The sequence below is a fragment of the Psychrobacter sanguinis genome (assembly GCF_020736705.1).
Lineage (GTDB): Bacteria > Pseudomonadota > Gammaproteobacteria > Pseudomonadales > Moraxellaceae > Psychrobacter > Psychrobacter sanguinis.
In genome coordinates this window covers 1,851,915-1,877,303 of record NZ_CP085990.1, presented here as the reverse complement: position 1 = coordinate 1,877,303, position 25,389 = coordinate 1,851,915, and the positions used below count along the sequence as shown (strand labels likewise).

The window sequence follows — 25,389 nt, the reverse complement described above, 5'->3', positions numbered from 1 at the left end:
TTTAATTTTAAGAAACGTGCTCAATTAAGGCAAACGTTAGGTTTCTGATTCTACTTGTTCGCTGGTTTTACCAAATCGGCGCTGACGACGCGAAAACTCAAACATCATCTCATTCAGCTCTTTGGCAGCAAAGTCTGGCCATAGCGTGTCTGTGAAAAACAGCTCAGCATACGCCGATTGCCATAATAAAAAGTTAGAAATTCTATATTCACCGCCGGTACGAATCAGCATATCCACATCAGCAACATCGGCCAACTGTACTTGTTGACCTAATGTCTCTACGGTTAGCTGCTCGGCGGTCATTTCACCTTGCTCAATTTTTTTGGCAAGTTGACGGGCAGCATTGGCTATGTCCCACTGACCCCCATAACTGATTGCAATAACTAGGGTCATGGCGGTAAAGCCTGCGGTATCCGCCTCAGCGTCTGCCATTTGTTGTTGTAGTTCTAGGCTTAACTGACTTCTATCACCAATAAATCTTAGGCGAATATTATATTTTCGCATGCGTGGTAGCTGCTCATTAATAGTGGCAGACAGCAGTCGCATCAGTAACGCCACTTCATCAGCAGGACGCTGCCAGTTTTCACTTGAGAACGCAAAAACAGTTAATACTTCAATACCTACCGCCACGCAGTATTCAACCAAAGGATCTAAAGACTCTTTTCCGGCAACATGACCTTGACCTTTGGCCATACCATGCGCTTTTGCATAGCGATTGTTACCATCCATAATAATGGCAATATGTTTAGGTAAAACCGCAGGAACAGGCAAAGAATCGTACGCATTTGAAGGGTGTGACTCAGTCATAATAGTCTTTATCTAATCATGGTGATGGGTTTTGGTTTTATTAGTCTGTAATTAGTGTCGATTTGGATTAGGCCATTAAATACAGACTCAATAAAACCTTATATAGCCAACCTAGCCTGCCCACTTAGGGTTCAAATGAACAGGCTAGACTTATTTTATTGCTTATACAGCGTCTTGAAAGTTTTAAACTTCCATTAGCTCTTTTTCTTTGGCTTCAAGCTTGCTGTCGATAGATGCAATGTATTTATCCGTTAGCTTCTGGATGTCATCGCTGGCACGACGCTCTTCATCTTCGCTGATTTCTTTTTCTTTCGCCAATTCTTTCACGTCATTTAGCATATCGCGGCGGACATTACGCACAGAAACGCGACTGTTTTCAGCTTCACCACGGGCCAACTTTTGCATATCACGGCGAGTTTCTTCGGTTAAGGCTGGCATAGGTACGCGAATCACATCGGCAGTCATTGGGTTTAGACCTAGATCTGCTTCACGAATCGCTTTGTCTACCGCTTGTACCATTGAGCGCTCAAATGGCTGAACCAATAAGGTACGAGAATCTTCAACGTTGACACTAGCCACTTGGTTAAGTGGGGTATCTGCACCATAGTAGTTTACCATCACGCCAGATAACATACCTGGGTGAGCACGGCCTGTACGTACTTTACTAAAAGCATTTTCCAACGCTTCTAGTGACTTCTTCATACGGGCTTCGCCATCTTTTTTAATGTCATTAATCATAATATTTTCCTTACTATATTATTTAATCTGTGAATAGTTTAAGTTAGTTAGTCAGTGAATAATTTAAGAAATTAATGGTTAATACGGTTATTCCAGAAATAGTCTATCCATTCTAAAAGCTCACTATCTGATTCAAAAAGCGGCTATTTTGTTTTTGCTATTAATGAAAAACTCGTGTGCCTTCATTTTGGCCCATAATAACGTTTAATAATGAGTTGGGCTTATTCATATCAAAAACCTGTAGTGGTACATTGTGTTCACGGCACAGAGCAATGGCAGTTAAATCCATCACGCCCAGTTTTTGTTCAAGCACTTCATCAAACGTTAAAGCATCATACTTTTTGGCATCATCATGGATACTTGGGTCTTTGTCATACACACCATCAACTTTGGTCGCTTTCAGGATAACACCGGCTTCAATCTCAATACCGCGTAGACAAGCAGCTGTATCGGTGGTAAAGAATGGATTACCTGTACCGGCAACAAAGATACACACATCTCCGTTTTTTAGATAACGAATGGCATTTCTGCTGCTATAGCTTTCAGTCACTTCACCAATAGGTAATGCAGACATCAAGCGGGTGTTGATATTACGGCGCTCAAGCGCATCACGCATTGCTAAACCATTCATGACTGTGGCCAACATACCCATTTGATCGCCGGTAACACGCCCTACCAAACCCTCTTTTTGTAACTGACTGCCACGATACAAGTTACCGCCGCCAACAACGATACCTACTTGCACGCCTAAGCCACATAAGTGAGCAATCGCTAAGCTCATCTTATCTAGTACAGAAGCGTCAATCCCCATACCTTGACCACCAGCCAAAGCTTCCCCAGATAGTTTAAGTAAAATACGTGAATACTGCGGATTTTTATCAGACATAAGACACCTTGGTATATTGTTTGGACTAATTTATTTAATCTTCAGTGACCTACTTCGGTTATCAGTTTAGTCATAAATTATGACCAACAGATTAGGTATAATAAAGAGCAAACAAATAGCTAAATAAAAAACTAAGTAAAAATAAAGCTAAATTCGGTAAAGTTTACCAAAAAACGCTATCTGCTTATAGCGCTATTTTGATACTTAGGCCGTCCCTTGCCTGCTTGCTCCGGCTAAAATCCTACGAGAGGCTATAAAAGACAGCGTCAGTTCTAACCTTTTGACCGCTATCCTTTAATTGTTACCCTCTATAAGAAGCGAACAAGTCATACTCACTGGCTTCATCTATGGTTACGGTAATCATATCGCCTACTTTCAAAGCGACCTGACCATTTTGCACAATATCATCGACATATACGTGGCCGTCAATCTCAGGCGCATCGGCGTAACTACGACAAATGGCTATATAATCTTCGTTGTCAATCTCATCGACCAATACCGTCATGGTCTTACCAACTTTATCTTGTAGCTTCTGCTCAGATATTTGCTGTTGTACCGCCATAAATCGCTCATAACGCTCTTTCTTCACTTCTTCTGGTACCGGATTAGGCAAGTCATTGGCCACAGCGCCTTCAATTTCTGAATAGGTAAAACAGCCCACGCGGTCAAGCTTAGCTTGTTTCAACCACTCAAGAAGATATTCAAAATCCTCTTCGGTCTCACCGGGGAAGCCTACCACAAAGGTTGAACGAATCACGATGTCAGGGTTAATTTCACGCCACTTTTGAATACGCGCCAACGTGTTTTCACTGTGTGCAGGACGCTTCATGGCTTTTAAGACACTTGGGCTAGCATGTTGTAGCGGGATATCTAAATATGGCAATAAACCACCACGATCGCCTGGCTTCGCCATAAGCTCAACCACTTTATCGACATGTGGATAAGGATACACATAATGTAGACGTACCCAAATACCTACTTTGGCCAGTGCCTCACATAAATCAAAGAACTTTGATTTGAGCGGCATACCATTCCAGAAAGTGGTCTTATACTTTAAATCTAGGCCATAAGCGGAAGTATCCTGAGAAATAATTAACAGCTCTTTAACCCCAGCTTTCTTTAGCGCCATAGCTTCATTCATCACCTCATCAATGGGACGAGAGACCAAATCACCGCGTAAGCTTGGAATGATGCAGAAGGTACAACGATGGTTACAGCCTTCTGATATTTTTAGGTAGGCATAATGACTTGGGGTCAACTTCACGCCCGCTAAGTCAATTAAATCAATCTTGGGGTCATAAGCTTTTTTATCTTTAATTGCTTGTGGCATTGGCGCATGTTTTGAGACTGCGGTAATGACTTCATCATAAGCATGCGCCCCCGTTACTGCGAGGACAGCAGGATGCATATCACGGATTTTCTCGGCATCTTTACCCAAACACCCGGTCACAATCACTTTGCCGTTTTGGCTTATGGCTTCACCGATAGCATCTAAAGACTCTTGTACCGCGGACTCAATAAAGCCGCAAGTATTTACCACTACCAAATCTGCACCCTCATAATCTGAGGCCACACGATAACCATCACGGGTTAATTCAGTAATGATACGCTCACTATCTACCAGTGCTTTAGGACAGCCTAACGAGACGAAACCCACTTTTGGGGCAACAGAAGAGCCTGTCACTGGCTGATTGGCTTGCTGTCCACTTTGCTCGACACTGCGATTTTGATTGTGGTTGGCTTTGTGGTGATAAGCACCTTGAGAAGTTGTGTCTGAGGTGGCTGAAGCACCTGGCACATAAATAGAAACGGAGTCCGCTGGATTTTTGCTTGGCATAGACAAATACTTTTAAGAATAGTGAATTGAAAGAGGATAGATTGAATGATTTGAGAGGCAGTGTTTAAACACTAGAATTTTGATGTGCATTGTACGAATTTTAGCACCGCTATACTAGCACCAATGCGTTATTCATGTATTTTTCATTTCAGTATTAAGTACTTTTGCTCCTCAATATTTGCACAATATTGGTTAATAGGACTCGTTTTAAACAGTTCTCGATCCTTATTTTATGGCAAAAATATTCCTATTTCCCCTATTCCGTCATACTTATTCCTAAAAAAACCAGTTTATGCTTCTTGGATGCACTAAAATGTATCAATACAAGTTCCTTATGCACTAATTTTGAACATTCTAAAGCGAGTTGAAATCGGTTAATAAGAAGACGCAGTGACCTTGAAACCATAATAAGCCCATTGTGAGCTGCTCTCGGCTTGGTACTAATCTTGCATCCTTATTACCATAGCTATTACAAGCTTGGTTATTCGTTCCTTTACTAATTTTATAAGTATGAATAAAGCCTAGGGTTATAGACTCTTATTTATTATTAACATAGTCAGTTTTTGTTTTATCCGTCTCACATTATAAAAAGACCTTATATGAAGCCGTTAAATGCCCTATCTATATTACAAAATCTGTATACCGGAGTCATCTGTGTCGCAGAGGATTTGACCATCCAATGGGTAAATAACCAGACTGAGCAACTGCTGTCGGTGAGCAAGTCTCGTTTAATCGGTCTAAATATTTTAGATGTCTTATTGCCAACCATAATCGACACCAAATCCCCAAAAGATAGCAGCAGTCAAAAACAAGACACGACTTCTAAAGCGCTCTATAAATCTGAGAACGAGATATCAGAGTCAGACAGTCAGGCGAATTTGGAGGCAGCTAGAGACAAACTAGAAACCCAATTTCATAATGCCAAAGCTTATCTACAGCCTTTTATTGAATACAGTCGCCATATCAGAGGCGTCTCTCATCCTTTATATGTTCATTACAGTGTCACGCCTATGAATCAACATGGGCAGTCTTGCTATATGATTGAGATATGGCAAGGAGACCGTCAAAGCCGGTTAGATAAAGAACAGCGGCTACAAGAGCAACATGACGTATCTCGTGAAATGCTGCGCTCAGTTGCACATGAAGTCAAAAATCCCTTGGCAGGTATTCGCGGCGCCGCTCAGTTGTTAATTAAGCAAACCCAGCACACGCCTGAAGAAAGTTTGGATAGCGAAGATACGGTGTTGGTCGATGCCAAAAAGCTCACCACCTATGCCGGTATTGTTATTAGCGAAACCGACCGCCTGACCAAACTTATTGAGCAGCTTTTGGGATCAAATCAGCTTCCCGAATGGCAAACCATTAATATTCATGAGCCGTTAGAGCATGTGTTACTGCTTACCCAAACTCAGTACCCACAGGTGACTATTAAAAGAGATTATGATTTGTCGCTGCCGGAGCTTACAGCGGACAAAAACCAACTTATTCAGGTGTTTTTAAACCTGGTGAACAATGCCTGTGAAGCTTTATCCGAACAGGATACAACATTATTGGATGCCGAATACCAACCTCAACTAACGATTATCACTCGAATTGAACATCAATACACTATTGGCCCGCGACACCACCGCCAAGTCATTAGAGTGAGTATCCAAGACAATGGAGCCGGTATTTCTGATGATTTAATTGAGCGTATTTTCTTCCCGTTAGTCACAGGCAGAGCCAATGGTACCGGTCTAGGCTTGGCATTAGTTCAGGAAATTGTCCATCGGCATGAAGGCAGTATTGAAGTCAGCTCCCAGTCTGGAGACACCCAGTTTAATGTCTATCTACCTTTACAAATAAGCAGTCTTCAATCCAATAATAGTCGTGACCTAAAGCCAAAAATTTCCTTTTAAAAATAAACACCTTCTATAACTGGACCACATTCATAAAAAATGGAATACATAGCATGACAATTAAACACAGCCTGTGGCTAATCGACGATGATCCTGCCTTAAGATTAATCTTAGAAGATACTTTTAATGATGCTGGACTTGAAGTACAAGCTTTTAGTAATGCAAAAGGCGCTTGGGCAAAGCTAAACGACATATTGAATGACCATCAAAATCAAGCCAGTCTGCCCGATGTTATTTTAACCGACATCCGTATGCCAATGATGGATGGGCTGTCTTTTAGTCAATGGATGAACAAAAACTTTCCAGACTTACCGGTTATTATTATGACCGCACACTCAGACTTAAAGTCTGCAGTGGACAGCTATGATACAGGGGCTTTTGAATATTTACCTAAGCCCTTCGATCTCGATCACGCCATCACAGTTGTCAAAAAAGCCATTAGTACCAATCCTAAAGCCTCAACACTCGACTCAATAGCTAATGTCTCTGCGCCTGTAGTCGATGAGTCAACAACTACTGAAGCAAATACTACTGGCTCTGCTTCTACCAAAGCCATAAAAAAAGCTCCCGCAAAAGCTGCCAAACCAGAAGGGGTGCAATCCAGTCCCATTATTGGCCAATCCCCTGCAATGCAAACTGTGTTTCGTGCTATAGGGCGACTTGCCTCCTCACCAATTACGGTATTGATTACTGGCGAGTCTGGCACGGGTAAAGAGCTTGTGGCCGGAGCTTTACATCAAAACTCTCCCCGTCAAAAAAAGCCTTTTATTGCTTTAAACATGGCCGCTATTCCACACGAACTGATAGAATCTGAGCTGTTTGGCCATGAAAAAGGGGCGTTTACTGGGGCTACCACTCAACGTCAGGGTCGTTTTGAGCAGGCGGATGGCGGTACGTTATTTTTAGATGAAATCGGTGATATGCCTTTTAGTACTCAGACTCGTCTTTTACGTGTATTAGCCAATGGCGAGTTTTTCCGGGTGGGCGGACAGAAGCCTATTAAAGTGGATGTACGCATCATTGCTGCCACCCATCAAAACCTAGAGCAACTGGTCAAAGAAGGAAAGTTTCGTGAAGATTTATTCTATCGCTTAAACGTTATTCGACTACCACTGCCCCCACTGCGTGCCCGTCCAGATGATATTCCTGAGCTTATTGAGTTCTTTATGAGCAAAGCAGCTACTGAGATGAAAACTGATAAAAAGCAGCTGTCCCCCGATGCACTACATGTCATGCAAGCCTTTAACTGGCCGGGTAACGTGCGTCAATTAGAAAATGCCTGCCGCTGGATTACCGTTATGGCAACTGGCGAAGTATTAGGAATCGAAGATTTACCGCCTGATCTAACCGAATTTGCACAGAATTACTTTGCCATCAAAGATGCCAATGACCACAACATTGATAATAGCAATGATATCAATAATACGCTGAGTTTGACTACTTCTGAGTCACACCCTGCCTTCTCTACTACTGAAAGAATAGTTCCGGAACCAGTTCAAACTCAAAGCACTGATCGAGTAGATACTGTATCTCAGCACAATTTTAGTACTGACCCTAAGTTTAATACTGAGCCTAACTTTAACACTGGCAATGTCGCCAGCTTTACGTCTGCTGCAAACTCAGCTTCTCAAGTCTCAGCTACCAATGATCATACTATTGCCCAACAAAGCAGTTGGCAAAATCAATTGCAAACTTGGGCCACCACCGCTTTGAATCAGGGTAAAACAGACATTTTGCAGTTGGCCACACCAGAATTCGAAACAGTGTTAATTACAGTGGCATTAGAGCACACTCGGGGCCGCAAAGGGGAAGCTGCCGACCTGCTGGGTTGGGGACGTAACACTTTGACCCGTAAAATAAAACTACTGGGTATTGGTGAGGACAATGAGTAAAGAGTTAAGCCGAGTTGAATAGAGAGTAAACACTGTTACTATTATCGCCTTAAGCCACCTACTCTATTCAGGCTGTTTACAGCACCGAGTTAAGTTTTTGTCGTAAATGGTGGTCTATTTTGCTTATTATTCATAAAAAAGCAAAAAAAATCACAAAAAAGACTTGCGAACTGATTTAAATTCTATATAATAACCAACCACTGAGAAGCACTAACCCAGTAAGCATCTAACAAATGCTAAATGTTTAAAATGGGGCTGTGGCGGAATTGGTAGACGCACCAGATTTAGGTTCTGGCGCCGAGAGGTGTGAGAGTTCGAGTCTCTCCAGCCCCACCATTTTATCCGGTTAGTTACTCTCATATCAAATATTAAAACCTGCTTAGTAGCAGGTTTTTTATTGTCTGAGCTTTGATGACCCTAAAAAAAGGACTTGCGAAGTTCAGTATTTTCTATATAATATCCAACCACTGAGAAGCACTAACCCAGTAAGCATCTAATAGATGCGGAATGTTTAAATGGGGCTGTGGCGGAATTGGTAGACGCACCAGATTTAGGTTCTGGCGCCGAGAGGTGTGAGAGTTCGAGTCTCTCCAGCCCCACCATTTTATCCGGTTAGTTACTCTCAACAAATATTAAAACCCGCTTATAGCGGGTTTTTTATTGTCTGTTACATTGGTATATTAACGGCTTAATCCTTACTAAAGCTGAACTCATACTTCCTTTTTATAGGTTCAGCTTATAGCGTGACCTAAGTTATCGTGATTTAAGCTAAGCTAGCCTAATCTATAAGGTCATTTCGTTTATACGATTAGTCTTTTCTCTTCTAAATTTTTGAATATCTTGTACTCAACCTCAGTGGCATCACTTTCAGTATCAAAATCATATTCCGCGACAGGGTTTTCACTTATAAAGTAAACCTTAATTTTTGCACTCTCTCTAGATATTCTACTAATATCACTTAAATTGATGGTATCGTTTTGGATAACAAGAAACATAGTTATGACCTTTAATAGTTGTGTCAAAATTGATTTAACAGAAAATTCATTTAGAAATTTGAGCTATACAGTTGTTAGTATAGTAGATATTACACAGGGTTTTTAAGTACTTGTAGTACATCGATAATCTCATCAATACTTTGATAGCGATTCTCTATACGTTTTGCCAACAGCTTATCGATTATAGGCTGCAACCTTTCCCATTGATATGGCAATAAGGGTATCTCTTTTTGACAATGTAATCTAGCCCAAGCTTTTGCTGACGTTTGTTCAATAGACGTTTTTTCAATAATAGCGGTCTTACTATTTTCCTCACTGCTCTGATAGACTCCCGCGCCCCTTGCCAACGAATAAGGTTTTTGTTCCGCAAAAAGCTCAAATAAACTTATCCCAAACGCATATAAGTCGCTTTGAATACTTATCGGTTGTCCATGCCAACATTCAGGGGCTAGATAGGCAGGTGTGCCACTAATTTTAGCCATGTTTGTATCTTTAATGTTTGTACTTTTATTAAGCTGACTTATTTTACCAAATTGAGTGGTTAAACCTATCTGCTGGGCATAAGCTAAGTCATTCAAAAAAATAACTGGCTCTGTACTATCGTTATCAACCACCCTACTTTTAGCATTAAGCTGACTGTTTACTCGATGCATTTCTGATACTAAAAAATTACTGGGCTTAATGTCGCCATGGATCCAGCCAGCGTCATGTAACTGCTGAATAGATTCAGCCATCTGAATGGCCAGCTGTAGCTTAATTTGAGCCGACAACGTAGTGTCTGCCAGATAGCACTTCAAACTGCCCAGCTCAAAAAACGGCATCACTAAGCCGTCAAATCGCCACTGATGAGACTTTATTAAAAGCGTAGATGATGTCAAAAACTGATAGCTTAATAAACGGCTCGGCCAATTTGTAACCTGTTGCTTTAGCTGTCTAACATTGGCAATTTCAGACTCTAAGGGTGATGTACATTTACTTTTAATAGGTAATAATTGCCACTTCACCATATAGTCTTTTTGTTCACACCTAGCCTGAGTCAGTCCTTGATAGCCTGTTTGATCCTGATAGCTTAATTCAGTTAACTCAGTTATGCCAACGGGTTGCCAGTCCTGACTTAGCCGAATGAACTTAACAATTTGATAGTCCTGCTTAGTAAGCTGGTTATTAACCGCCTGAATAAGGATTTGTCGCTGGCTGTCGTTAATGTAAGGCATAGTTTGACTTCTAAGAATAGTGGATTAAATCGTTCTAGCTTTAATATAAGCTAATTCGTTCGCTATTAGAGGATTGGGTTAACAAGCATGTACCATAAAGTGTGGCTTGCATTACAACGGCTTTACTGGCACTATTTTTAGCTATCCTGTTCTTTTCATTCATAATCATACTGGTATAGGGCTTAGTCAGCATGGCAAATTCTGTAAATAGCATCACTCTCGATGACACATTGAGCCACTTATTGGCTGAGTTTTTGAAACAAAACATCATCCCTGCTCTGCATATTGATCCCAATCAACTGGCCTATCGCTGGGTAGGTGGTATCAAAGGCAGACTTGAGCCGATTAAGGTTAGCTCCTCATTGGCACTAGATGACCTCATCGGTATTGATACTCAAAAACAAAAAATAGTACAAAATACCAAGCAGTTTTTAGCCGGTTACCCTGCCAACCATGTGTTAATGACAGGCACTCGAGGTGCTGGTAAATCCTCTATCGTACGTGCGTTATTAAATGAATTTAAGGACCAGGGTCTACGCATGATTGAGGTATCACGCGACGATCTACAAATGCTGGATAAAATTAGAGATGCCATTAACGAGTTGCCTGAAGACACTTCTTGTCGCTATATCGTCTATTGTGATGACTTGGCATTTAATGGCCAAGATGAGAACTACCGCACCCTAAAAAGTGTATTAGATGGGGCGTTGGATTCAGAACAAGATAAGATTTTGGTCTATGCGACCAGTAACCGTCGTCATTTATTACCTCAACTGATGAAAGACAACGTCAGTATCTATGATGGTCAGACCGATGAGGTGAACCCTTATGAAACCATTGATGAAACGGTGTCATTATCAGATCGTTTTGGGCTTTGGCTGTCGTTCTATCCTATGAACCAAGAGACTTATTTGAATATAGTTGGCCATTATCTACAAGCTGAAGGTGTTGAATGGACAGATAAGGTACGTCATGAGGCCTTACTTTGGTCTTCAAGTCGTGGTGGCCGCTCAGGTCGTGTGGCTTATCAATTTGCCAGACACTGGATGGGTCAGCATTTATTAAACCAAGATAGCTAGTTGGGTAACTGCCTTACCGCTTTATGGCTCACCTCAAAGTGCATAAAGTCTCGAGCCAGCCATAGATTCCCTTGATAATACTGCTCGGCTTCTAGACGAATATCAGCCATATTCGGTGTAGTCGATTCAGGATCATCATAAGGCTGATAACGGGCACTAAAATGAGTCAGTATTAAGTTATTTAATTTGGCGGATTGTGCAAAGCTCGCAATACGCTTGGCTGTGGTGTGCATCGGATCAAAGGCATCTTCTCTTGACATATAGTCAATTCATAGTAAAACCACCACAAATCCAAAGGAGATAAAAAAACAAAGTATCGACACAATCAAGTTGCCATTCTTTACGTTTTTGTTTAACCCAAGCCCATGCTTTTTCGATGGGATTCAGATCAGGACTGTAAGGTGGCAACCACAATATTGTATGCCCAGCATCTTCAATAAGCTCTTTAGTTTCTTGTCTTTTATGAAAAGTAGCATTATCCATCACTATAACGCTATTACTTGGTATCTCTACGAGTAATAACTGTTCAACCCAACTATGGAAAATATCACTGTTAATACTACAATCATATAAGCCAACAGCGAATAGCTCATTATCGTGAATAGCGCCAATAGCATTTGTTTTATTCTTTAACTGCCAGTTGTACTCACCAAAACACTTTTCCCCTTTTTTAGCGTAGCCATAAGGTCTGTAATCATGAGACTTAAAACCACTTTCGTCTATATAAATAATTGGCCTCGCTGTCGCTTCAAACTGCTTGAGTTGTTCGAGAAATTCAATACGCTTCTGTTTATCAGCTTTCGGATGATTTAGTGTCTTTTTTTTGAGTGATGCCTAAGCGTTTTAAAGCAGTACATATACCCGATGTACTACATTTAAGACGTTGGGCCCTCTCATATTGGTAGGCATCTGGATAGTCTTCAATGTCTTTTAAAAGAAGCTCAGTGTCTATTTTCAAAGGCTTGAAAACACGTCTTTTTCTTTCAAGTGACTTCTTCCAATTTTGGAGTGTACGTGTACTTATCTCGAAGTATTCGGCTGTCTCTCTAATGGAGTAGCCTTCTTCAAGTTTCTGTAATGCTAATTGTCTATAATCTTGTGAGTATGCCATTTTTATAGTGTAGTACTTTTTATGTGATTTTACTATAATTTTATCAGCAACTGCCTGAGTATAGGTCGCTTCATGCACCAATAAATCCGCTCCTTTAGCCGCTTCATTAAGCAGCTGCGGGCTATCATTATCACCCGCGACAATAATATTGAGCACCTGAGACACTCGCTGCGTATAATCCATTGATTTCAGTTGGCTGCCATTTGATAGAGTCACATCCTCCCCTGCCTGTAGCCGCCCCCATACGGCAGTAGGCTCAATACCATCCGCTTTAAGCTTTTCAGTATCTAGCTTTATGGTCTGCACAGTTTGAGTGATTTTAAAGCCGTAAGACTCTACGCGATGCGACAGCTTAATAACCTCAATATCGAGATGATGTGTGGGCGATAACGGCACAGATACGGTATGTAACGGTGTTGGCTCTGTGGACTCAAATAAGCTTTCAATGGTGATAAATTCAATTTCAAAGGGAAAATACAGCTCAGTAGTTGCCTTAACTGCCTCTATAAACTGCTTGATAGCTTGAGGTGCAATAATGGTTAACGACTCTTTACGCCCTGACATGGCCATGCTAGCGAGAAGCCCTGGCAAACCATAACAATGATCCCCATGCACATGGGTAATACAAATCACAGCCAACTGATGGCTGCTAATATTGGTCTCTAACAGCTGATGTTGGGTCGCCTCCCCGCAATCAACCAAAACCCAAGGCTTGTTTTTCTTACTCGGTGAGTTGCCCGTAGAACCAAAAGGGTTTAGGCACTCGATGGCCAACGCTGTGACATTGCGCTTCTTGGTTGGTACGCCAGCTGATGTGCCCAAAAAGGTAAGATGTAACATGGTTATTTTTGGCTGCCTAATAAACGTTCATTATTTAGTGGCGGTATTCCAGAAGAACGACTCAGCGTCAGCATGTTGCAGATAAACAACTGTACCACTTCATTATCCTGGTTAAAGGTTTTAACTTCCACGGTTACTATACCGCGGTCCGGCTTAGACTCCGATTCTTTAACCTCGATGACTTCGGCCTCAATATGCAATGTGTCATTAGGATAGGTCGGCTTAGGCCACTTGAGCTGCGCGCTGGCTCCTATTAATCCGCTTGCCATCGGAATAGACTCTACCATTAAGCGCATGGTAATACCGGCGGTTTGCCAACCACTCGCTACCAATTGACCGAAAAAGGTCTCCTTGGCCCTTGTTTCATCCATATGATAAGGCTGTGGGTCATAACTTGCCGCAAATTCTTTAATTTTTTCTAGGCTTATTGTCTCGGTACGGCTTGTCCATTTGTCACCGACATTTATGTCTTCTAAATATAATTGCTGCATCTCTAAACCTATCATTCTGATATTTATTCTAAAAGCTCTATTGCTTATTGCTTGCTTCTAATTTGCTTTTTATTGGTTATAGTCACTGCAAAATGGCTTATTTTTTCCAATTTAATATAACAAAGAACCCTACGTTATTTTCATAACATAGGGCTCTTTATAATCTATCCGTCTTCGTTTAACGAATGCGCTTAGACAGATTATGCATCATACGGATCACGTAATACGATAGTCTCATCACGATCAGGACCTGTAGAAATGATATCTACCGGGCAATCGATTAACTGCTCGATACGCTTGATGTAAGCCTTGGCTTCTTCAGGTAGGTCATCATAGCTAGTAATACCCACTGTTGAGCCTTTCCAACCTGGTAAAGTCTCATACTTAGGCGTTACTGACTCATAGAACTCGCCATCATGAGCACCAGCAAATTCTGTCTCAGGTAGCTCATAGCCTACCCCAATACGGATTTCATCTAAGCCATCTAATACGTCAAGTTTGGTTAAGCAGATACCTGATAATGAGTTTAATACCACGGCACGGCGAAGTGCTTCAGCATCAAACCAACCACAACGACGGGCACGACCGGTAGTTGCGCCAAATTCATGACCTACTTTAGCTAGGTGAGCACCCACATCATCAAATAATTCAGTTGGGAAAGGGCCACTACCGACACGAGTGGTATAAGCCTTAGTGATACCTAGTACATAGTCTAAGTATAATGGGCCAATACCAGTACCTGTTGATACACCACCAGCCGTTACGCTTGAGCTAGTAACGAAAGGATAAGTACCATGGTCGATATCTAGTAGAGTGCCTTGAGCGCCTTCAAACATTAAGTTTTTGCCAGCAAGACGTAATTGGTTTAGCTCTTCAGTCACATCACATACCAGACCTTTCAACTCATCACGCCACTCTTGGCATAAAGCATAGGTTTCATCAAAGTCGATGGCGTCAACTTTATAGTACTGAGTTAACTGGAAGTTATGATATTCAATTAAGTTACGCAGTTTTTCTTCTAAGTCATTGCGGAATAGATCAGCAAGCTTAATAGCACGACGTGCCACTTTGTCTTCATAAGCTGGGCCAATACCACGACCAGTGGTACCAATTTTGCCTGTACCACGTTTTGCTTCACGCGCTTGGTCTAATGCAATATGGTAAGGAAGAATTAACGGACAGTTTGGTGAGATTCTTAAACGCTCACGAACGGGAACATTATTATCTTCAAGCTCTTTCATCTCGATTAATAATGCTTCTGGTGACAACACCACACCGTTACCGATAAAGCAGGTAACGTCATCACGTAAGATACCTGATGGAATTAAGTGTAGAACGGTTTTTTTACCATCTACTACTAACGTATGACCCGCATTGTGACCGCCTTGGAAGCGTGCTACTGCAGAAGCTTTTTCGGTTAGCAAGTCAACAATCTTGCCTTTACCTTCATCGCCCCATTGGCTACCAAGTACTACAACATTCTTTCCCATAACAAATCCTTAACCACTCGTATTGAACTGTAAAAATTAAATTGCGTCATTGTGGCGCAGTTATTTTGAGCCTTAAAATCAACGTATACCTTCGTATAAAACAAAGTTTACACTGCTCTTAACACCCACTCACCATCATCTAAAACTAATTTATGTGTCACATTGTTAGGTGCGTCACTGTCACACAGCGGGCGTACTACTCGGTGCCCTAAATCTCGTAACTCTGAAATCTTATTGGCCAAATCTTTTTCTAGCTTGGCGTTATTGTCACTGCGCACGCCTTGCATGTCCGCAAAACTCACTAAAACCAATTTCGACTCTGCCAATGTCATATAACGCTGTAAACGGGTAACTTCCAAACTAAACCCTGTCGCACTGCGCGAGGGTAGCTCTTCTGCAATGGCCGTCGGGACATTGTTTGCTGAATCAAAACTCTCACCATTAAAACGACCACCGCGTACTACTGCTTGAGATTCGTTTTCAAAGTAAGCGTTAAAAACGATACCCGTATGATAGTGATAACCCAGCTCAGTAATGTCTACACTGACATCGCTCTGATAGGTATCTCTGATATGACGGGCCATGGTTTGTACTTCACCGACTGCTTTAACAATAGCCGCATCATTAGTCGCTGTATCTGATAAGGCTTGCTTTAGAGCAACCATGTCATGACCATAGACAGCCAACTGATAAAAATCATTACCCATAGGCAAATCTTCACAGACCTGCTTTAGTTCAGGTAAGGCTTTATTGGCATACAGGTTCATCAATACTGAAGCATCATTGTCAGACAACCCTGCTAGATCTTTTAAACGCGCAAAAATAGCCACATGACCGATGTCTATGTGTAGATGTTTTTTTAGATTCAAGTTATCGATGAGACAATACAGTACATCAATTAACTCGATGTCCGCGTCTAGACTGTCACTGCCAAATATCTCAGCACCCAATTGCAAGGGCGTACGTGAACCAAACAGACCGTCCGGTAGGGTACGAATAACGTGACCGGCATAGCAATAACGAGCGATTTGGTTGGCTTTGCCCATTTTATTTAAGTGAGCATCAATACGTAATATTTGTGGGGTAATATCAGCACGTACCCCCATTAGACGACCTGACAGCTGGTCAATAATTTTAAAGGTTTGACGCTTTAAGTCCTCTGAGGCATTGCCTAACAATGACTCAGTAAACTCAATCATTGGCGGACAAATCAACTCATAGCCGCGGCTCACAAGCAGACGAGTTAACTTATAACGCAGCCACTCTTGTTTTTGTGCTTCTTCAGAGAGTAAATCACTGACACCATCTGGCAGCAACCAAATATTATCAATATCTGCGACATGGGCTAGTTTATCTGAAGACTGGCTTTGAATTTTGCGAGAGGTTGTAGAACTGTCAGACACAAGTAATCCTTGTTTGGAGGCGACACTCATTATTTAAGTCGGTTCGCCATCACCAAATCGTTAGTTAAAGTGTATTAGTAAGTAATCGATATTTTGAGAATATACAATTATTTTGGGAATATACAATTATTTCGAGAATATACGGTTATTCTGAAAACCTACAGTTATTTCAAGAATAAAAAATACTGAAAAATTAAATCTCTGTACGGGCTAAGCCACAATAATTCACGCATTTGGCACTCTGTACATTTCGGCTGAGCACACAATTAAACGGCGTACACCGTTTTGCTATGAACCGTTTTGCTGTAAATAATTAAGTTCATTCTAAGCCCACTTGGTAAAAAATTTACCAAGCCAATATGCTTAAATCATCTGCTGTTTGAATAGATGCATTGGCCGACATTAAGCACTAAACTCATATCTTCAATGTCATTTTAACATGTCTTTATCATGCTATGGCCAAATCCGCTACTTAATGAGCTGATTAATTTATGACTTTAAGTCTAGCATAGCTCATCGCTTTCGCCTAGAGAAACCCCAGATAAAACTAAAAATTCCTTACAATCATTGTGTGGCTAAACTCAACTTTGCCTTTCTCTAAACACCTATGCTCTAATAAGCTCTAATAACCTTCTATAGTGTAATTTTTTTCTATAATAATGACAGATTATACTGGCCATTTTAATTTATTAGTAGATTTAACTTATTGAAAAATAATCTTTTTAAACCACATTAACTTGCCAGTCTCTATAAATATAAATTGGTGAGATGTGTTACTATTTTGTTTAATTTTAGACCCCACTTACTCCAAACCAACCCTTTACGGTCAATTTAAGTCACTGTCTCATAGGGCCATATCATTGTGCTATCAATCTTAGGTCCTTATTTTTATTGAATAAATTGGACATTAAAAGAGAATTATTTATGCCCTCACATCATCCTGACCCAAATTTAAATCAAAGAAACGTTTTAGGCACTTTTTTGGCGAGCTGCTGTTTTGATCCCATCACTGGCTACTACCGTAACGGCTTTTGTCATACAGGCCCACAAGATGTCGGTCAACACACCGTCTGCGCCAAAATGACCAGTGAATTTTTAAACTTTTCAGCCAAGACCGGTAATGACTTAATCACGCCTGTGCCTGAGTTTGGATTCCCGGGGTTAAAGCCTGGCGATTATTGGTGCATCTGTGCCTTACGCTGGCTAGATGCACTAGACCACGATATGGCCCCCCAAATTAAGCTTGAGGCCTGTCATGAGAGCTTATTAGAATTGGTAGATATGGAAACTTTAAAAAAATACGCCTTATAATGCGCCTCAAATTAGAGATCATAAGAAGTTATAACTTAAACAATCAGGCTAATTTTTTGCGCTTCTTGTAGTTAATTAACTGTGATTAACATAGCTCATAAACTTAAAATTATACTCGAACTGCCCTGCTTTGTTATTAGAAGCCATGAGGATTCACTATGTCCGATCTAAAATATAAAGAAGAGCAACAAGCTCTGTCCTTTATGTCACCTACTATGCCGGTCTACGACCCAGATGCAGAGCGGGTAGAAGATTTTGAACGATCGGGTATTAATGAGATAGTTAATTGCTGTGTCTATTCGCGTAAAACTGGCGAATTCATTGAAAAGATAGAGTTAGATGAGGTCAGTAGAACTTTGTCCAATAAAGGACAATTCATCTGGCTTGGTTTATATGACCCCAGTATTGAGACTATCCAAGCAGTACAGAGGGCTTTTGATATTCACGAACTAGCGCTAGAGGATGCATTTAACGAAAATCAGCGCGCTAAAATCGAAACCTATGGCAACGATTCCTTATTCGTCGTTGTAAGGACCGCTTACTTAGCCCAAAACAATATCCATTACGGAACTACTTCGATGTTCATGGGCAGTAATTACATTATTACTATTCGCACCGGCGCCTCAAGCTCTTATGCACCGGTTAGAGCTTATTGCCATCGACGTCCTGAAAAAATGTCTATGGGTCCGGTATTCGTGCTTCATGCGGTCCTAGATTATGTGGTCGACAGCTACCTACCTATTACTGATAGCTTAGGGGAATACTTAAGAGAGCAAGAACGTAATATTTTTTCTTATAAATTCAGTAAAGAGATTCTGCAAAGCTTATACACCTTGAAATCGCAACTGGTTCATATGCGCGCGGTAATGATGCCGGTACAGGACATCTGTAACTTCTTCATTAATCATAAAAAAAATGAACTGGTTTCTGTGTTCCCAAGTATTGCCAAGCCCTATTTTAGGGACGTCAATGACCATCTATTACGTGCGATAGATGCAGTCAATGGACTTAATGAGATGTTGAGTGTGGCAATGGACACTTATATGGCGATGGTCAATATGGGGCAAAACGAGGTGGTACGCAAACTGGCTGCTTGGGCTGGTATATTAGCTGTACCGACAGCCGTTGCGGGGATTTATGGAATGAACTTCGACTTCATGCCAGAACTGCACTATCAGTATTCTTACTTTATAGTGCTTGGGGCTATATTTTTAACGTGTTTTATTCTATACCGTCAATTCAGAAAGTCTGGGTGGTTGTAAATACTTCTGAGTGCGTATGATTCCAGTGTTATCGATTGATATTGTCAATTGATATTGTTAATCATTACTGGCTGTCGCTACTTTTCGTTAGCACCAGTTTCGATGCTGGTCTTCTGACCATTATTACCTTGGAGAGTATCGTTGCTGTTTTTCTGAGAGCTATTTTCCTGAAAACCATTTTCCTTAAGACCGTGCTTCTGAGCATGGTACTTCTGTAAGTTATCTTCAGGACGCCCAAATTTACTGGCTGTCCACGTTAATATGAAAATGGCGATACTGAGGATGAAGATAGAAAACGTTGTGGTTATCAATAACCATAAGTGAAAATCTTCGGAAACCGCTTGTACATCTACTACCAAATGTCGTGACAAGGCGGTGATGGCAATATAAATCAAAAACTGTACAGGCAATCTATGGGTCTTAAAATAAATACCTATCATGGCCAACAGCTCAAGATAAATAAACAGCATAAGAATGTCTTTAAGCTCCGCTTTGCCACTTTGGGCAATACTAATGAACTCCGCACCCCCTGCCCAAATTACCACAAGTCCTATCACTAACAATGCTAAATAATGACTGACATCAATCATAAACATCCCAAATGCCTGTGCTTTTGCTTGCCAGCTATTATTTGGGTGATGAGAACTCATTAGCTATGCTCCGTTAATTCAGAAAGTCTAGAGGATTGTGGAGGCAGGATGTTGACATACCTACCTCCTTAAATTGATTTACTATAATTCTAAGGTGATGTTGCTCTTTAATAGCCTATTGAGCTGCTTTTTCAGCCGCTTCAACTGTCTGACGAATCAAAGTATTAATCGTCATAGGACCTACTCCACCTGGAACTGGCGTATAAGCCGCTGCAATTGACTCGATACCTTTTAGTTCGATATCACCTACTCCGCCATCATCAGTAGGATGGAAACCGGCATCGACTACGATAGCACCTGGTTTAATCCAATCCTTCTTAATCAACTCTGGTACACCAACTGCACCAACAATGATATCTGCACGTCCGACATGTTCTGCTAAGTTTTGAGTTTTTGAATGACAGATAGTGACGGTACAGTTGGCATTCAATAGCATTTGCGCCATTGGTTTACCTAAAATAGCACTGCGACCCACGACTACTGCATTCTTACCTGCAAATTCGATGCCATTTTGCTCAAGCAAGTACATAATGCCTTGAGGGGTACATGACCCATAAGCAGGCTCACCCATGCTCATACGACCAAAGCCAAGGGAGGTTACGCCATCCACATCTTTTGCCAAATCAATCGCATCAAAACAAGCTCGCTCATCAATTTGCTCAGGCACAGGATGCTGTAATAAGATGCCATGAACGTCAGGATTGTTGTTTAATTCGTCAATCTTGGCCAATAGTTCATCGGTTGTGGTGCTTGCTGGCATCTCAACTCGGATAGATTCCATACCCACGCGCTTACAAGCATTGCCTTTCATACGCACATAAGTAGCAGAAGCAGGATCATCACCCACTAATATCGTCGCTAGAATTGGGGTACGGCCGGTTTTTTCGACTAGAGCAGCAACTCGCTGAGTCAGGTCTTGCTCGATTTGTTTTGCAAGTGCTTTACCATCAAGGCGGGTGGCAGTAGCTTCTGTCATTTTTGGCTCCATCATCTAAAAATTTAAGAGGTAGTTTAAAGGGACACAATCAATTATTTTAAAAGCAGCCCTGTATAAGGCTTACTTTACCTGCAATATTGTAACCTATGAAGCCCAAATAATCCGCCCAGTTTGCCATAAACCGGATAAAATTATCCTTCTGTATGATATATAGAAATAAGTGTATAGGAATAAGTTAGTACCGCTTTAATTCGTCCGATTTTTCGGTATTGGATATAAGTGAGCAGATATTTCCTGTCTTTATCTAAACACAGATGATTGTTTTTATTTGATGGCTAAAAGTCATGTTTTTGGGTCAAATAAAAAAAATATTGAACAATAATCACTATTTTTACAAAATGCGGCCAAGACAGCTTGTATTTTTATTTTTTTTTGGTATTATAGGTCACCTCAAATGGCTGGGTGGCAGAGTGGTTATGCAGCGGATTGCAAATCCGTGGACGCCGGTTCGATTCCGACCTCAGCCTCCAAATTTCTTATTAAAATTTTTAATAAGTTAAAGAAAAAAAGTGTTGACGAATATTAATTTTATGATAATATACGCGCACTAAATGAGTTGCTAGCAACACTAAGCAGCTTAGTTTAAAAAGTTTTGCCCGGGTGGTGAAATTGGTAGACACAAGGGATTTAAAATCCCTCGCTAGCAATAGCGTGCCGGTTCAAGTCCGGCTCCGGGTACCATATATTAAAAAGGCTTCCAAGTAATTGGAAGCCTTTTTTCTTTGTGGTATGTTTATTTTACTTATGAAAATACACCTTTCTAAATAAGTTTTCACAAATTAAAAAAAGCCCCTATTCCAAAAATTGCCATTTACAGCAACCTTAAAAATAGGGACTTTTTTATCTTATATCGCGAAATAGCTATCTACCGCTACTACAAGCGCCAATCTTGATTTAGATTAATCGTATTCAATTGTCACTGTGGCAATCGACTTTACCTCACCTGCGGTCACTACGCGATCGGTTTGATAGTAACGGGCTACCATTGGCAATGTATAGCTTAGTGTTTGACTGGCATTAAGCGTACCAAGGCTTAGCGGCTCACCCTTGGCAATAACTTTATTGCTATTATTGTACTTAGAGACCAATTGCGTGCCCACCCCTTTTGCTTGCGTATTGGTAGGAGCAATATTTTTTAAAACTCTATTGTCGTTATTAGCAGTTTCATAGTCAAAGCTGACACTGATTTTGTCAGGGGTCTGAATATTTTTACCCCCATTACACAAGATATTGATGTCAAAGGCCTGCTCCCCTTGGGTAGAGCCTACGCCTTTAAAGTCTGTATTTTTCATTGTGGGTAGTTGAACCACTTTATTGGCATTGCTTTTTATTTCGCAAGAAGAAGAAGTAATAGTGATGGTATCACCAGTTACCGTACTAGTTAACATAGAATAGCTAGGATAACCTTGAACATAATAACTGCTATATAGACCCTGTGTTAAACTACCTGTACCCGTGGCTTCGCCTGTCTTCACAATTTCAATAACAAAAAATCCAGCACCTAAAGAATATGTTACTCCTCTTTTAAAAACTGACGAATAGGGATAAAATCCCGAAAAATTCTCTCCATCTTCTAGTTCTCGATATAAGCGAATCCCAATACCTGGTACGTTGGTCTTATATACACTATCCTGCATTGCAAGCCCCTGATTATTTAGAATCACAGCCTGTACTGGAGTATCTCTATCGCAATAAATTCTTGAGTTAGGGTTAGCGGGAATATTAACGCGTTTGGTATATAAAATCTTACCCACTGGGTCAGTCGGCTTAGCAACTATTTTACCAATAGCCATATTAATATTAACCGTACTGAAGCCCCAAGTGAAACTACAACCTGCTTGGGCCTGCGTTGCCCCAAGGCTACAGCCCATAAGCACAGCAGACATTAAAAAGTATTGCTTAAAGCCCATGACAGACCCCTTCTTCTAGGGTAATCATTTGTTGGGTTTTATCTTTGGCTAAATTGGTTATATCATATAACATTTGACACTGCTCATTTTGTTCATCACCCCATTTAACGGTGATAGTATCGGATAACTTTGGCGTCCGTAAGTATACCAAGCTTCCTTGAGCAACTATACCAATACGTTCATTATTTGAATCTATAACGTCTGCGCCAAAAGGCAGAGTATTACCTTTGTCATCAACAGTATTGATGTATATCGCCTTTCCTACTTTGGTTGAAAAATCCAACTTAGTTACCGAGCCTTCATATGGAACAACACGTTGACTTGCCCCTTCAAGCTCTACATCATCGGAAATGCCTACGGTATCTAATGATACATCATTAATGCGATAAGGACTAACGTAAGGAATGACTGCATATCCTGATTTATTAACGGTAATCCCATCGATACTATTAACTCTAGCACCTTCAGCACCTGGGGCATGAACCAACACCATAGTGCGCCCCTGATCAGGACCGAATACCACGCCGCTTGGGTGTACCACTATGTTACCTCCAGCAGACAGACCCAGTTGTTGATAGCCATCTGCCACAGAGTAAGTGCCACCTAAAGTAGTATAGTTACTACGATACTGAGCATTGGTATTTAAACTTGGGTTTTCGCCATAGTCAGTAGATAAAGTAGCACCATAGCTAACTCTGTTGCCAAGTGAGCCATTAACGCCGACTGTAATGTTGTCCTGAGTAGCGTATGTGTTGAGAGTGACTGCCTTACGTTTGATCGATAGTGGCAGTGATAAGGTCAACATATATTCAGTATCGTCAATAACTCTGCCTGAGTTAGCATTTTCTACTACCCGTTTATTGGCAGATAAGCCATAGCTTACACCTTTGTAAGTGTTGTTATAACCAAACTGATACTGTTTAGTATCTTCTTGCTTATCCCAATAGTCTACCCAAGCACCGGTCAAATACAAGTTACCCCAATCATTAGGTAATCCTTGGTTCAAGGTCACCTGAAACTCACTACGCTGCTTGCCAATATACAATGAGCCAATGCCCTCTTCATCTTGCTTTTGTGCTCTAAAAGCATCTGACAAACGGTAAAAGCCTTGTGTTGAATAACGATAAGCGGCCAAAGTTACATTGGTATTGGTCGGGCTAATAAGCTTGCTATAACTGATACGATAACTTTGTCCGGTCTCTGAGTCCCGGTTTTTAAAATCCGTATCTGAGTGAGTTACATCCATAGCCACTGCACCCAATCGAGTAGCAAAAGCGCTACCCAAAGTCACCGATTTATAGTCTTCAGAGGCCTGTGCACCTCCATAGGCGGTAATAAAATTATTAATACCGCGCTGATATTGGCCCTGCAAAATTAAAGGATCTTTATCAATTTCTTTATTTCGATAATTACCCGCTACCACCGCATAGCGACTTAAGCCAGGGCGTAGCATTTGAGCCACTGAGCTGTAAGGAAGAGAGAATTTCTGTACTTCACCATCGGCTTCAATAACAGAAACTTCTAGCTGTCCACCAAAGCCTGTGGGATACAAATCATTAATCTCAAAGCTACCCGCTGATACGTTAGTTTGATAGATAAGCTGACCTTGCTGGCGAACCTCTACCTTAGCATTGGTCTTCGCATTACCACGAATGCGTGGCGCATAACCACTCAAGCTACTGGGCAACATACGATCATCACTGGCAAAAGCTACGCCACGGTAACCAAAAGTATCAAATATATCCCCTTGACTAAAGCTATCGCCCAAGGTGAGTACGCCACGCTGCTCAGGAAAAGCACGCTGTAAATAGGTATTTACCGCAGTGTATTCAGACTTACTGTTTTCATTATCTGACCATGTCCACTGACCATTATGACGCAGCTGCCAACTCGCCAAGTTGAGCCCAGCATTGAGCGAGACAAAGGCATTAGTATCTTCTTGATTGCGAACTTTATCAAAGGTTTTGTAGGCACTGGCGTTATAAGAGGCAAAGCCAGCATTAATACCCCTATCCCAAATACTAGGATCGACATAACCTCGGGCATTATTCTGCATAGCAACTTGAGGAATAGATACCTCAAGCTTTAAACTTGACATATCGAAATTATAGAATGCCTCGTCTACCCACTGCCCAAGTGGCAAACAACTGTTGGCAGAGTCTTTGGCTTTTTGTTTAATCAGTTCAGCTTTAATACCGAACTCAAGCAGCTGTTTGGGCGTAAAGCAGGTAAATGAGCTTTTGTCATCTGGAGTGGGTTTAAACACCAAGCGCTGTTTGCCAAACCAAGCGCCATTAATATAAACATCCAAACTATATTCACCTGGCAAAATAGGATTACCATTAGCAAACTTGGTGATGTCAATTTTTTTGGCATCACCAATCAAAAAATCTGAATCAAAATCTGCAGATATCACCCCAGCACTCTCATTTCCGGCAGTCTCATCAGCCACTGCCAAACCCGAAAGGCTTAAAGTCACTACACCACATAATAGTGAATAGCTAAACGTATGTTTTATAGGCGTTTTTATTATTGTTACCTTATCCATCATAGTTGCAGTCACCCCACATCCTTCACG

Annotated in this window: 21 protein-coding genes and 4 tRNA genes; 9 read left to right on the top strand and 16 right to left on the bottom strand. The window is 41.1% G+C overall.

Annotated features, from left to right (window positions below):
* Positions 1-36 precede the first annotated feature (36 nt).
* The 4 genes from uppS to rimO all read right to left on the bottom strand — a co-directional run bounded on the left by uppS (position 37) and on the right by rimO (position 4,268).
* The gene (uppS, locus tag LK453_RS08000) at positions 37-807 is read right to left on the bottom strand and encodes a polyprenyl diphosphate synthase (RefSeq protein ID WP_201537659.1); all 771 of its coding nucleotides are present in this window, start codon (positions 805-807) and stop codon (positions 37-39) included.
* A gap of 183 nt (positions 808-990) precedes the next feature.
* Positions 991-1,545 (bottom strand): ribosome recycling factor, encoded by a 555-nt coding sequence (gene frr, locus LK453_RS07995; RefSeq protein WP_007395453.1) that lies wholly within the window; start codon positions 1,543-1,545, stop codon positions 991-993.
* Between the two features lie 160 nt (positions 1,546-1,705).
* Entirely contained in the window at positions 1,706-2,431 is a 726-nt protein-coding gene (gene pyrH, locus LK453_RS07990; RefSeq protein WP_201537657.1) for a UMP kinase, read from the bottom strand.
* A gap of 301 nt (positions 2,432-2,732) precedes the next feature.
* The gene (gene rimO / locus LK453_RS07985; protein ID WP_227674404.1) at positions 2,733-4,268 is read right to left on the bottom strand and encodes a 30S ribosomal protein S12 methylthiotransferase RimO; all 1,536 of its coding nucleotides are present in this window, start codon (positions 4,266-4,268) and stop codon (positions 2,733-2,735) included.
* Between the two features lie 599 nt (positions 4,269-4,867).
* Here rimO and LK453_RS07980 point away from each other — a divergent pair.
* From LK453_RS07980 to LK453_RS07965, 4 genes are all read left to right on the top strand, one after another.
* Complete coding sequence (locus LK453_RS07980) at positions 4,868-6,166, top strand: two-component system sensor histidine kinase NtrB (RefSeq protein WP_201537655.1); 1,299 nt, start codon at positions 4,868-4,870, stop codon at positions 6,164-6,166.
* Positions 6,167-6,219: 53 nt separating this feature from the next.
* Positions 6,220-8,058, top strand: a complete 1,839-nt coding sequence (locus LK453_RS07975; RefSeq protein WP_201537653.1) for a sigma 54-interacting transcriptional regulator — start codon at positions 6,220-6,222, stop codon at positions 8,056-8,058.
* Positions 8,059-8,309: 251 nt separating this feature from the next.
* A tRNA-Leu gene (locus LK453_RS07970) sits at positions 8,310-8,394 on the top strand.
* A gap of 181 nt (positions 8,395-8,575) precedes the next feature.
* Positions 8,576-8,660 (top strand) — tRNA-Leu (locus tag LK453_RS07965).
* 198 nt (positions 8,661-8,858) lie between these two features.
* Here the strand turns inward: LK453_RS07965 and LK453_RS07960 are convergent.
* The gene (locus LK453_RS07960; RefSeq protein ID WP_007395458.1) at positions 8,859-9,053 is read right to left on the bottom strand and encodes a hypothetical protein; all 195 of its coding nucleotides are present in this window, start codon (positions 9,051-9,053) and stop codon (positions 8,859-8,861) included.
* An 89-nt stretch (positions 9,054-9,142) separates the two neighbouring features.
* Entirely contained in the window at positions 9,143-10,267 is a 1,125-nt protein-coding gene (locus LK453_RS07955; RefSeq protein ID WP_201537651.1) for a protein kinase domain-containing protein, read from the bottom strand.
* Positions 10,268-10,458: 191 nt separating this feature from the next.
* On the opposite strand from LK453_RS07955, the gene LK453_RS07950 reads away from it, so the two are divergent.
* Positions 10,459-11,346 (top strand): ATP-binding protein, encoded by an 888-nt coding sequence (locus LK453_RS07950; RefSeq protein ID WP_201537649.1) that lies wholly within the window; start codon positions 10,459-10,461, stop codon positions 11,344-11,346.
* Here the strand turns inward: LK453_RS07950 and LK453_RS07945 are convergent.
* The 6 genes from LK453_RS07945 to LK453_RS07920 all read right to left on the bottom strand — a co-directional run bounded on the left by LK453_RS07945 (position 11,343) and on the right by LK453_RS07920 (position 16,681).
* The gene (locus LK453_RS07945; RefSeq protein ID WP_320157809.1) at positions 11,343-11,606 is read right to left on the bottom strand and encodes an MBL fold metallo-hydrolase; all 264 of its coding nucleotides are present in this window, start codon (positions 11,604-11,606) and stop codon (positions 11,343-11,345) included. The two genes, LK453_RS07950 and LK453_RS07945, sit on opposite strands and share 4 nt — an antisense overlap.
* 4 nt (positions 11,607-11,610) lie before the next feature.
* Positions 11,611-12,126 carry an IS630 family transposase gene (locus LK453_RS07940; protein WP_227674408.1) on the bottom strand — a complete coding sequence of 172 codons (516 nt, stop codon included), beginning with the start codon at positions 12,124-12,126 and terminating at the stop codon, positions 11,611-11,613.
* 13 nt (positions 12,127-12,139) lie between these two features.
* A complete protein-coding gene (locus LK453_RS07935; RefSeq protein WP_201541766.1) occupies positions 12,140-13,297 on the bottom strand; it encodes an IS630 transposase-related protein in 1,158 nt (385 codons plus the stop codon).
* Positions 13,298-13,299: 2 nt separating this feature from the next.
* Entirely contained in the window at positions 13,300-13,788 is a 489-nt protein-coding gene (locus tag LK453_RS07930) for a MaoC family dehydratase (protein WP_227674403.1), read from the bottom strand.
* A gap of 200 nt (positions 13,789-13,988) precedes the next feature.
* Positions 13,989-15,278: an adenylosuccinate synthase gene (locus LK453_RS07925; protein ID WP_201529811.1), complete on the bottom strand. Its 1,290-nt coding sequence runs from the start codon at positions 15,276-15,278 to the stop codon at positions 13,989-13,991.
* A gap of 107 nt (positions 15,279-15,385) precedes the next feature.
* Positions 15,386-16,681, bottom strand: coding sequence for an ATP phosphoribosyltransferase regulatory subunit (locus LK453_RS07920; protein WP_227674402.1), 1,296 nt, complete (start codon positions 16,679-16,681; stop codon positions 15,386-15,388).
* Between the two features lie 924 nt (positions 16,682-17,605).
* On the opposite strand from LK453_RS07920, the gene LK453_RS07915 reads away from it, so the two are divergent.
* Both LK453_RS07915 and corA read left to right on the top strand, forming a co-directional pair.
* Complete coding sequence (locus LK453_RS07915; RefSeq protein WP_007395468.1) at positions 17,606-17,992, top strand: DUF2237 family protein; 387 nt, start codon at positions 17,606-17,608, stop codon at positions 17,990-17,992.
* A gap of 158 nt (positions 17,993-18,150) precedes the next feature.
* Positions 18,151-19,254, top strand: a complete 1,104-nt coding sequence (gene corA / locus LK453_RS07910) for a magnesium/cobalt transporter CorA (protein WP_201529809.1) — start codon at positions 18,151-18,153, stop codon at positions 19,252-19,254.
* A 77-nt stretch (positions 19,255-19,331) separates the two neighbouring features.
* Here the strand turns inward: corA and LK453_RS07905 are convergent, their stop codons facing one another.
* The gene (locus LK453_RS07905; protein WP_201538302.1) at positions 19,332-19,904 is read right to left on the bottom strand and encodes a phosphate-starvation-inducible protein PsiE; all 573 of its coding nucleotides are present in this window, start codon (positions 19,902-19,904) and stop codon (positions 19,332-19,334) included.
* A 115-nt stretch (positions 19,905-20,019) separates the two neighbouring features.
* Positions 20,020-20,880, bottom strand: coding sequence for a bifunctional methylenetetrahydrofolate dehydrogenase/methenyltetrahydrofolate cyclohydrolase FolD (gene folD, locus LK453_RS07900; protein ID WP_201538300.1), 861 nt, complete (start codon positions 20,878-20,880; stop codon positions 20,020-20,022).
* Positions 20,881-21,297: 417 nt separating this feature from the next.
* Here folD and LK453_RS07895 point away from each other — a divergent pair.
* Together LK453_RS07895 and LK453_RS07890 are read left to right on the top strand one after the other, a co-directional pair.
* A tRNA-Cys gene (locus LK453_RS07895) sits at positions 21,298-21,371 on the top strand.
* A 124-nt stretch (positions 21,372-21,495) separates the two neighbouring features.
* Positions 21,496-21,582, top strand: a tRNA-Leu gene (locus tag LK453_RS07890).
* Positions 21,583-21,800: 218 nt separating this feature from the next.
* Here the strand turns inward: LK453_RS07890 and LK453_RS07885 are convergent.
* Positions 21,801-22,811 (bottom strand): fimbrial protein, encoded by a 1,011-nt coding sequence (locus LK453_RS07885; RefSeq protein WP_201538298.1) that lies wholly within the window; start codon positions 22,809-22,811, stop codon positions 21,801-21,803.
* Positions 22,801-25,359: a fimbria/pilus outer membrane usher protein gene (locus LK453_RS07880; protein ID WP_201538308.1), complete on the bottom strand. Its 2,559-nt coding sequence runs from the start codon at positions 25,357-25,359 to the stop codon at positions 22,801-22,803. Before LK453_RS07880 ends, LK453_RS07885 begins: the two co-directional genes overlap by 11 nt.
* Positions 25,360-25,389: the final 30 nt, after the last annotated feature.

Bases quoted from the DNA above. Each gene is read 5' to 3' on its own strand.
- uppS (WP_201537659.1), bottom strand. From the start codon at position 807: ATGACTGAGTCACACCCTTCAAATGCGTACGATTCTTTGCCTGTTCCT.
- frr (WP_007395453.1), bottom strand. From the start codon at position 1,545: ATGATTAATGACATTAAAAAAGATGGCGAAGCCCGTATGAAGAAGTCA.
- pyrH (WP_201537657.1), bottom strand. From the start codon at position 2,431: ATGTCTGATAAAAATCCGCAGTATTCACGTATTTTACTTAAACTATCT.
- rimO (WP_227674404.1), bottom strand. From the start codon at position 4,268: ATGCCAAGCAAAAATCCAGCGGACTCCGTTTCTATTTATGTGCCAGGT.
- LK453_RS07980 (WP_201537655.1), top strand. From the start codon at position 4,868: ATGAAGCCGTTAAATGCCCTATCTATATTACAAAATCTGTATACCGGA.
- LK453_RS07975 (WP_201537653.1), top strand. From the start codon at position 6,220: ATGACAATTAAACACAGCCTGTGGCTAATCGACGATGATCCTGCCTTA.
- LK453_RS07960 (WP_007395458.1), bottom strand. From the start codon at position 9,053: ATGTTTCTTGTTATCCAAAACGATACCATCAATTTAAGTGATATTAGT.
- LK453_RS07955 (WP_201537651.1), bottom strand. From the start codon at position 10,267: ATGCCTTACATTAACGACAGCCAGCGACAAATCCTTATTCAGGCGGTT.
- LK453_RS07950 (WP_201537649.1), top strand. From the start codon at position 10,459: ATGGCAAATTCTGTAAATAGCATCACTCTCGATGACACATTGAGCCAC.
- LK453_RS07945 (WP_320157809.1), bottom strand. From the start codon at position 11,606: ATGTCAAGAGAAGATGCCTTTGATCCGATGCACACCACAGCCAAGCGT.
- LK453_RS07935 (WP_201541766.1), bottom strand. From the start codon at position 13,297: ATGTTACATCTTACCTTTTTGGGCACATCAGCTGGCGTACCAACCAAG.
- LK453_RS07930 (WP_227674403.1), bottom strand. From the start codon at position 13,788: ATGCAGCAATTATATTTAGAAGACATAAATGTCGGTGACAAATGGACA.
- LK453_RS07925 (WP_201529811.1), bottom strand. From the start codon at position 15,278: ATGGGAAAGAATGTTGTAGTACTTGGTAGCCAATGGGGCGATGAAGGT.
- LK453_RS07915 (WP_007395468.1), top strand. From the start codon at position 17,606: ATGCCCTCACATCATCCTGACCCAAATTTAAATCAAAGAAACGTTTTA.
- corA (WP_201529809.1), top strand. From the start codon at position 18,151: ATGTCCGATCTAAAATATAAAGAAGAGCAACAAGCTCTGTCCTTTATG.
- LK453_RS07905 (WP_201538302.1), bottom strand. From the start codon at position 19,904: ATGAGTTCTCATCACCCAAATAATAGCTGGCAAGCAAAAGCACAGGCA.
- folD (WP_201538300.1), bottom strand. From the start codon at position 20,880: ATGACAGAAGCTACTGCCACCCGCCTTGATGGTAAAGCACTTGCAAAA.
- LK453_RS07885 (WP_201538298.1), bottom strand. From the start codon at position 22,811: ATGGGCTTTAAGCAATACTTTTTAATGTCTGCTGTGCTTATGGGCTGT.
- LK453_RS07880 (WP_201538308.1), bottom strand. From the start codon at position 25,359: ATGGATAAGGTAACAATAATAAAAACGCCTATAAAACATACGTTTAGC.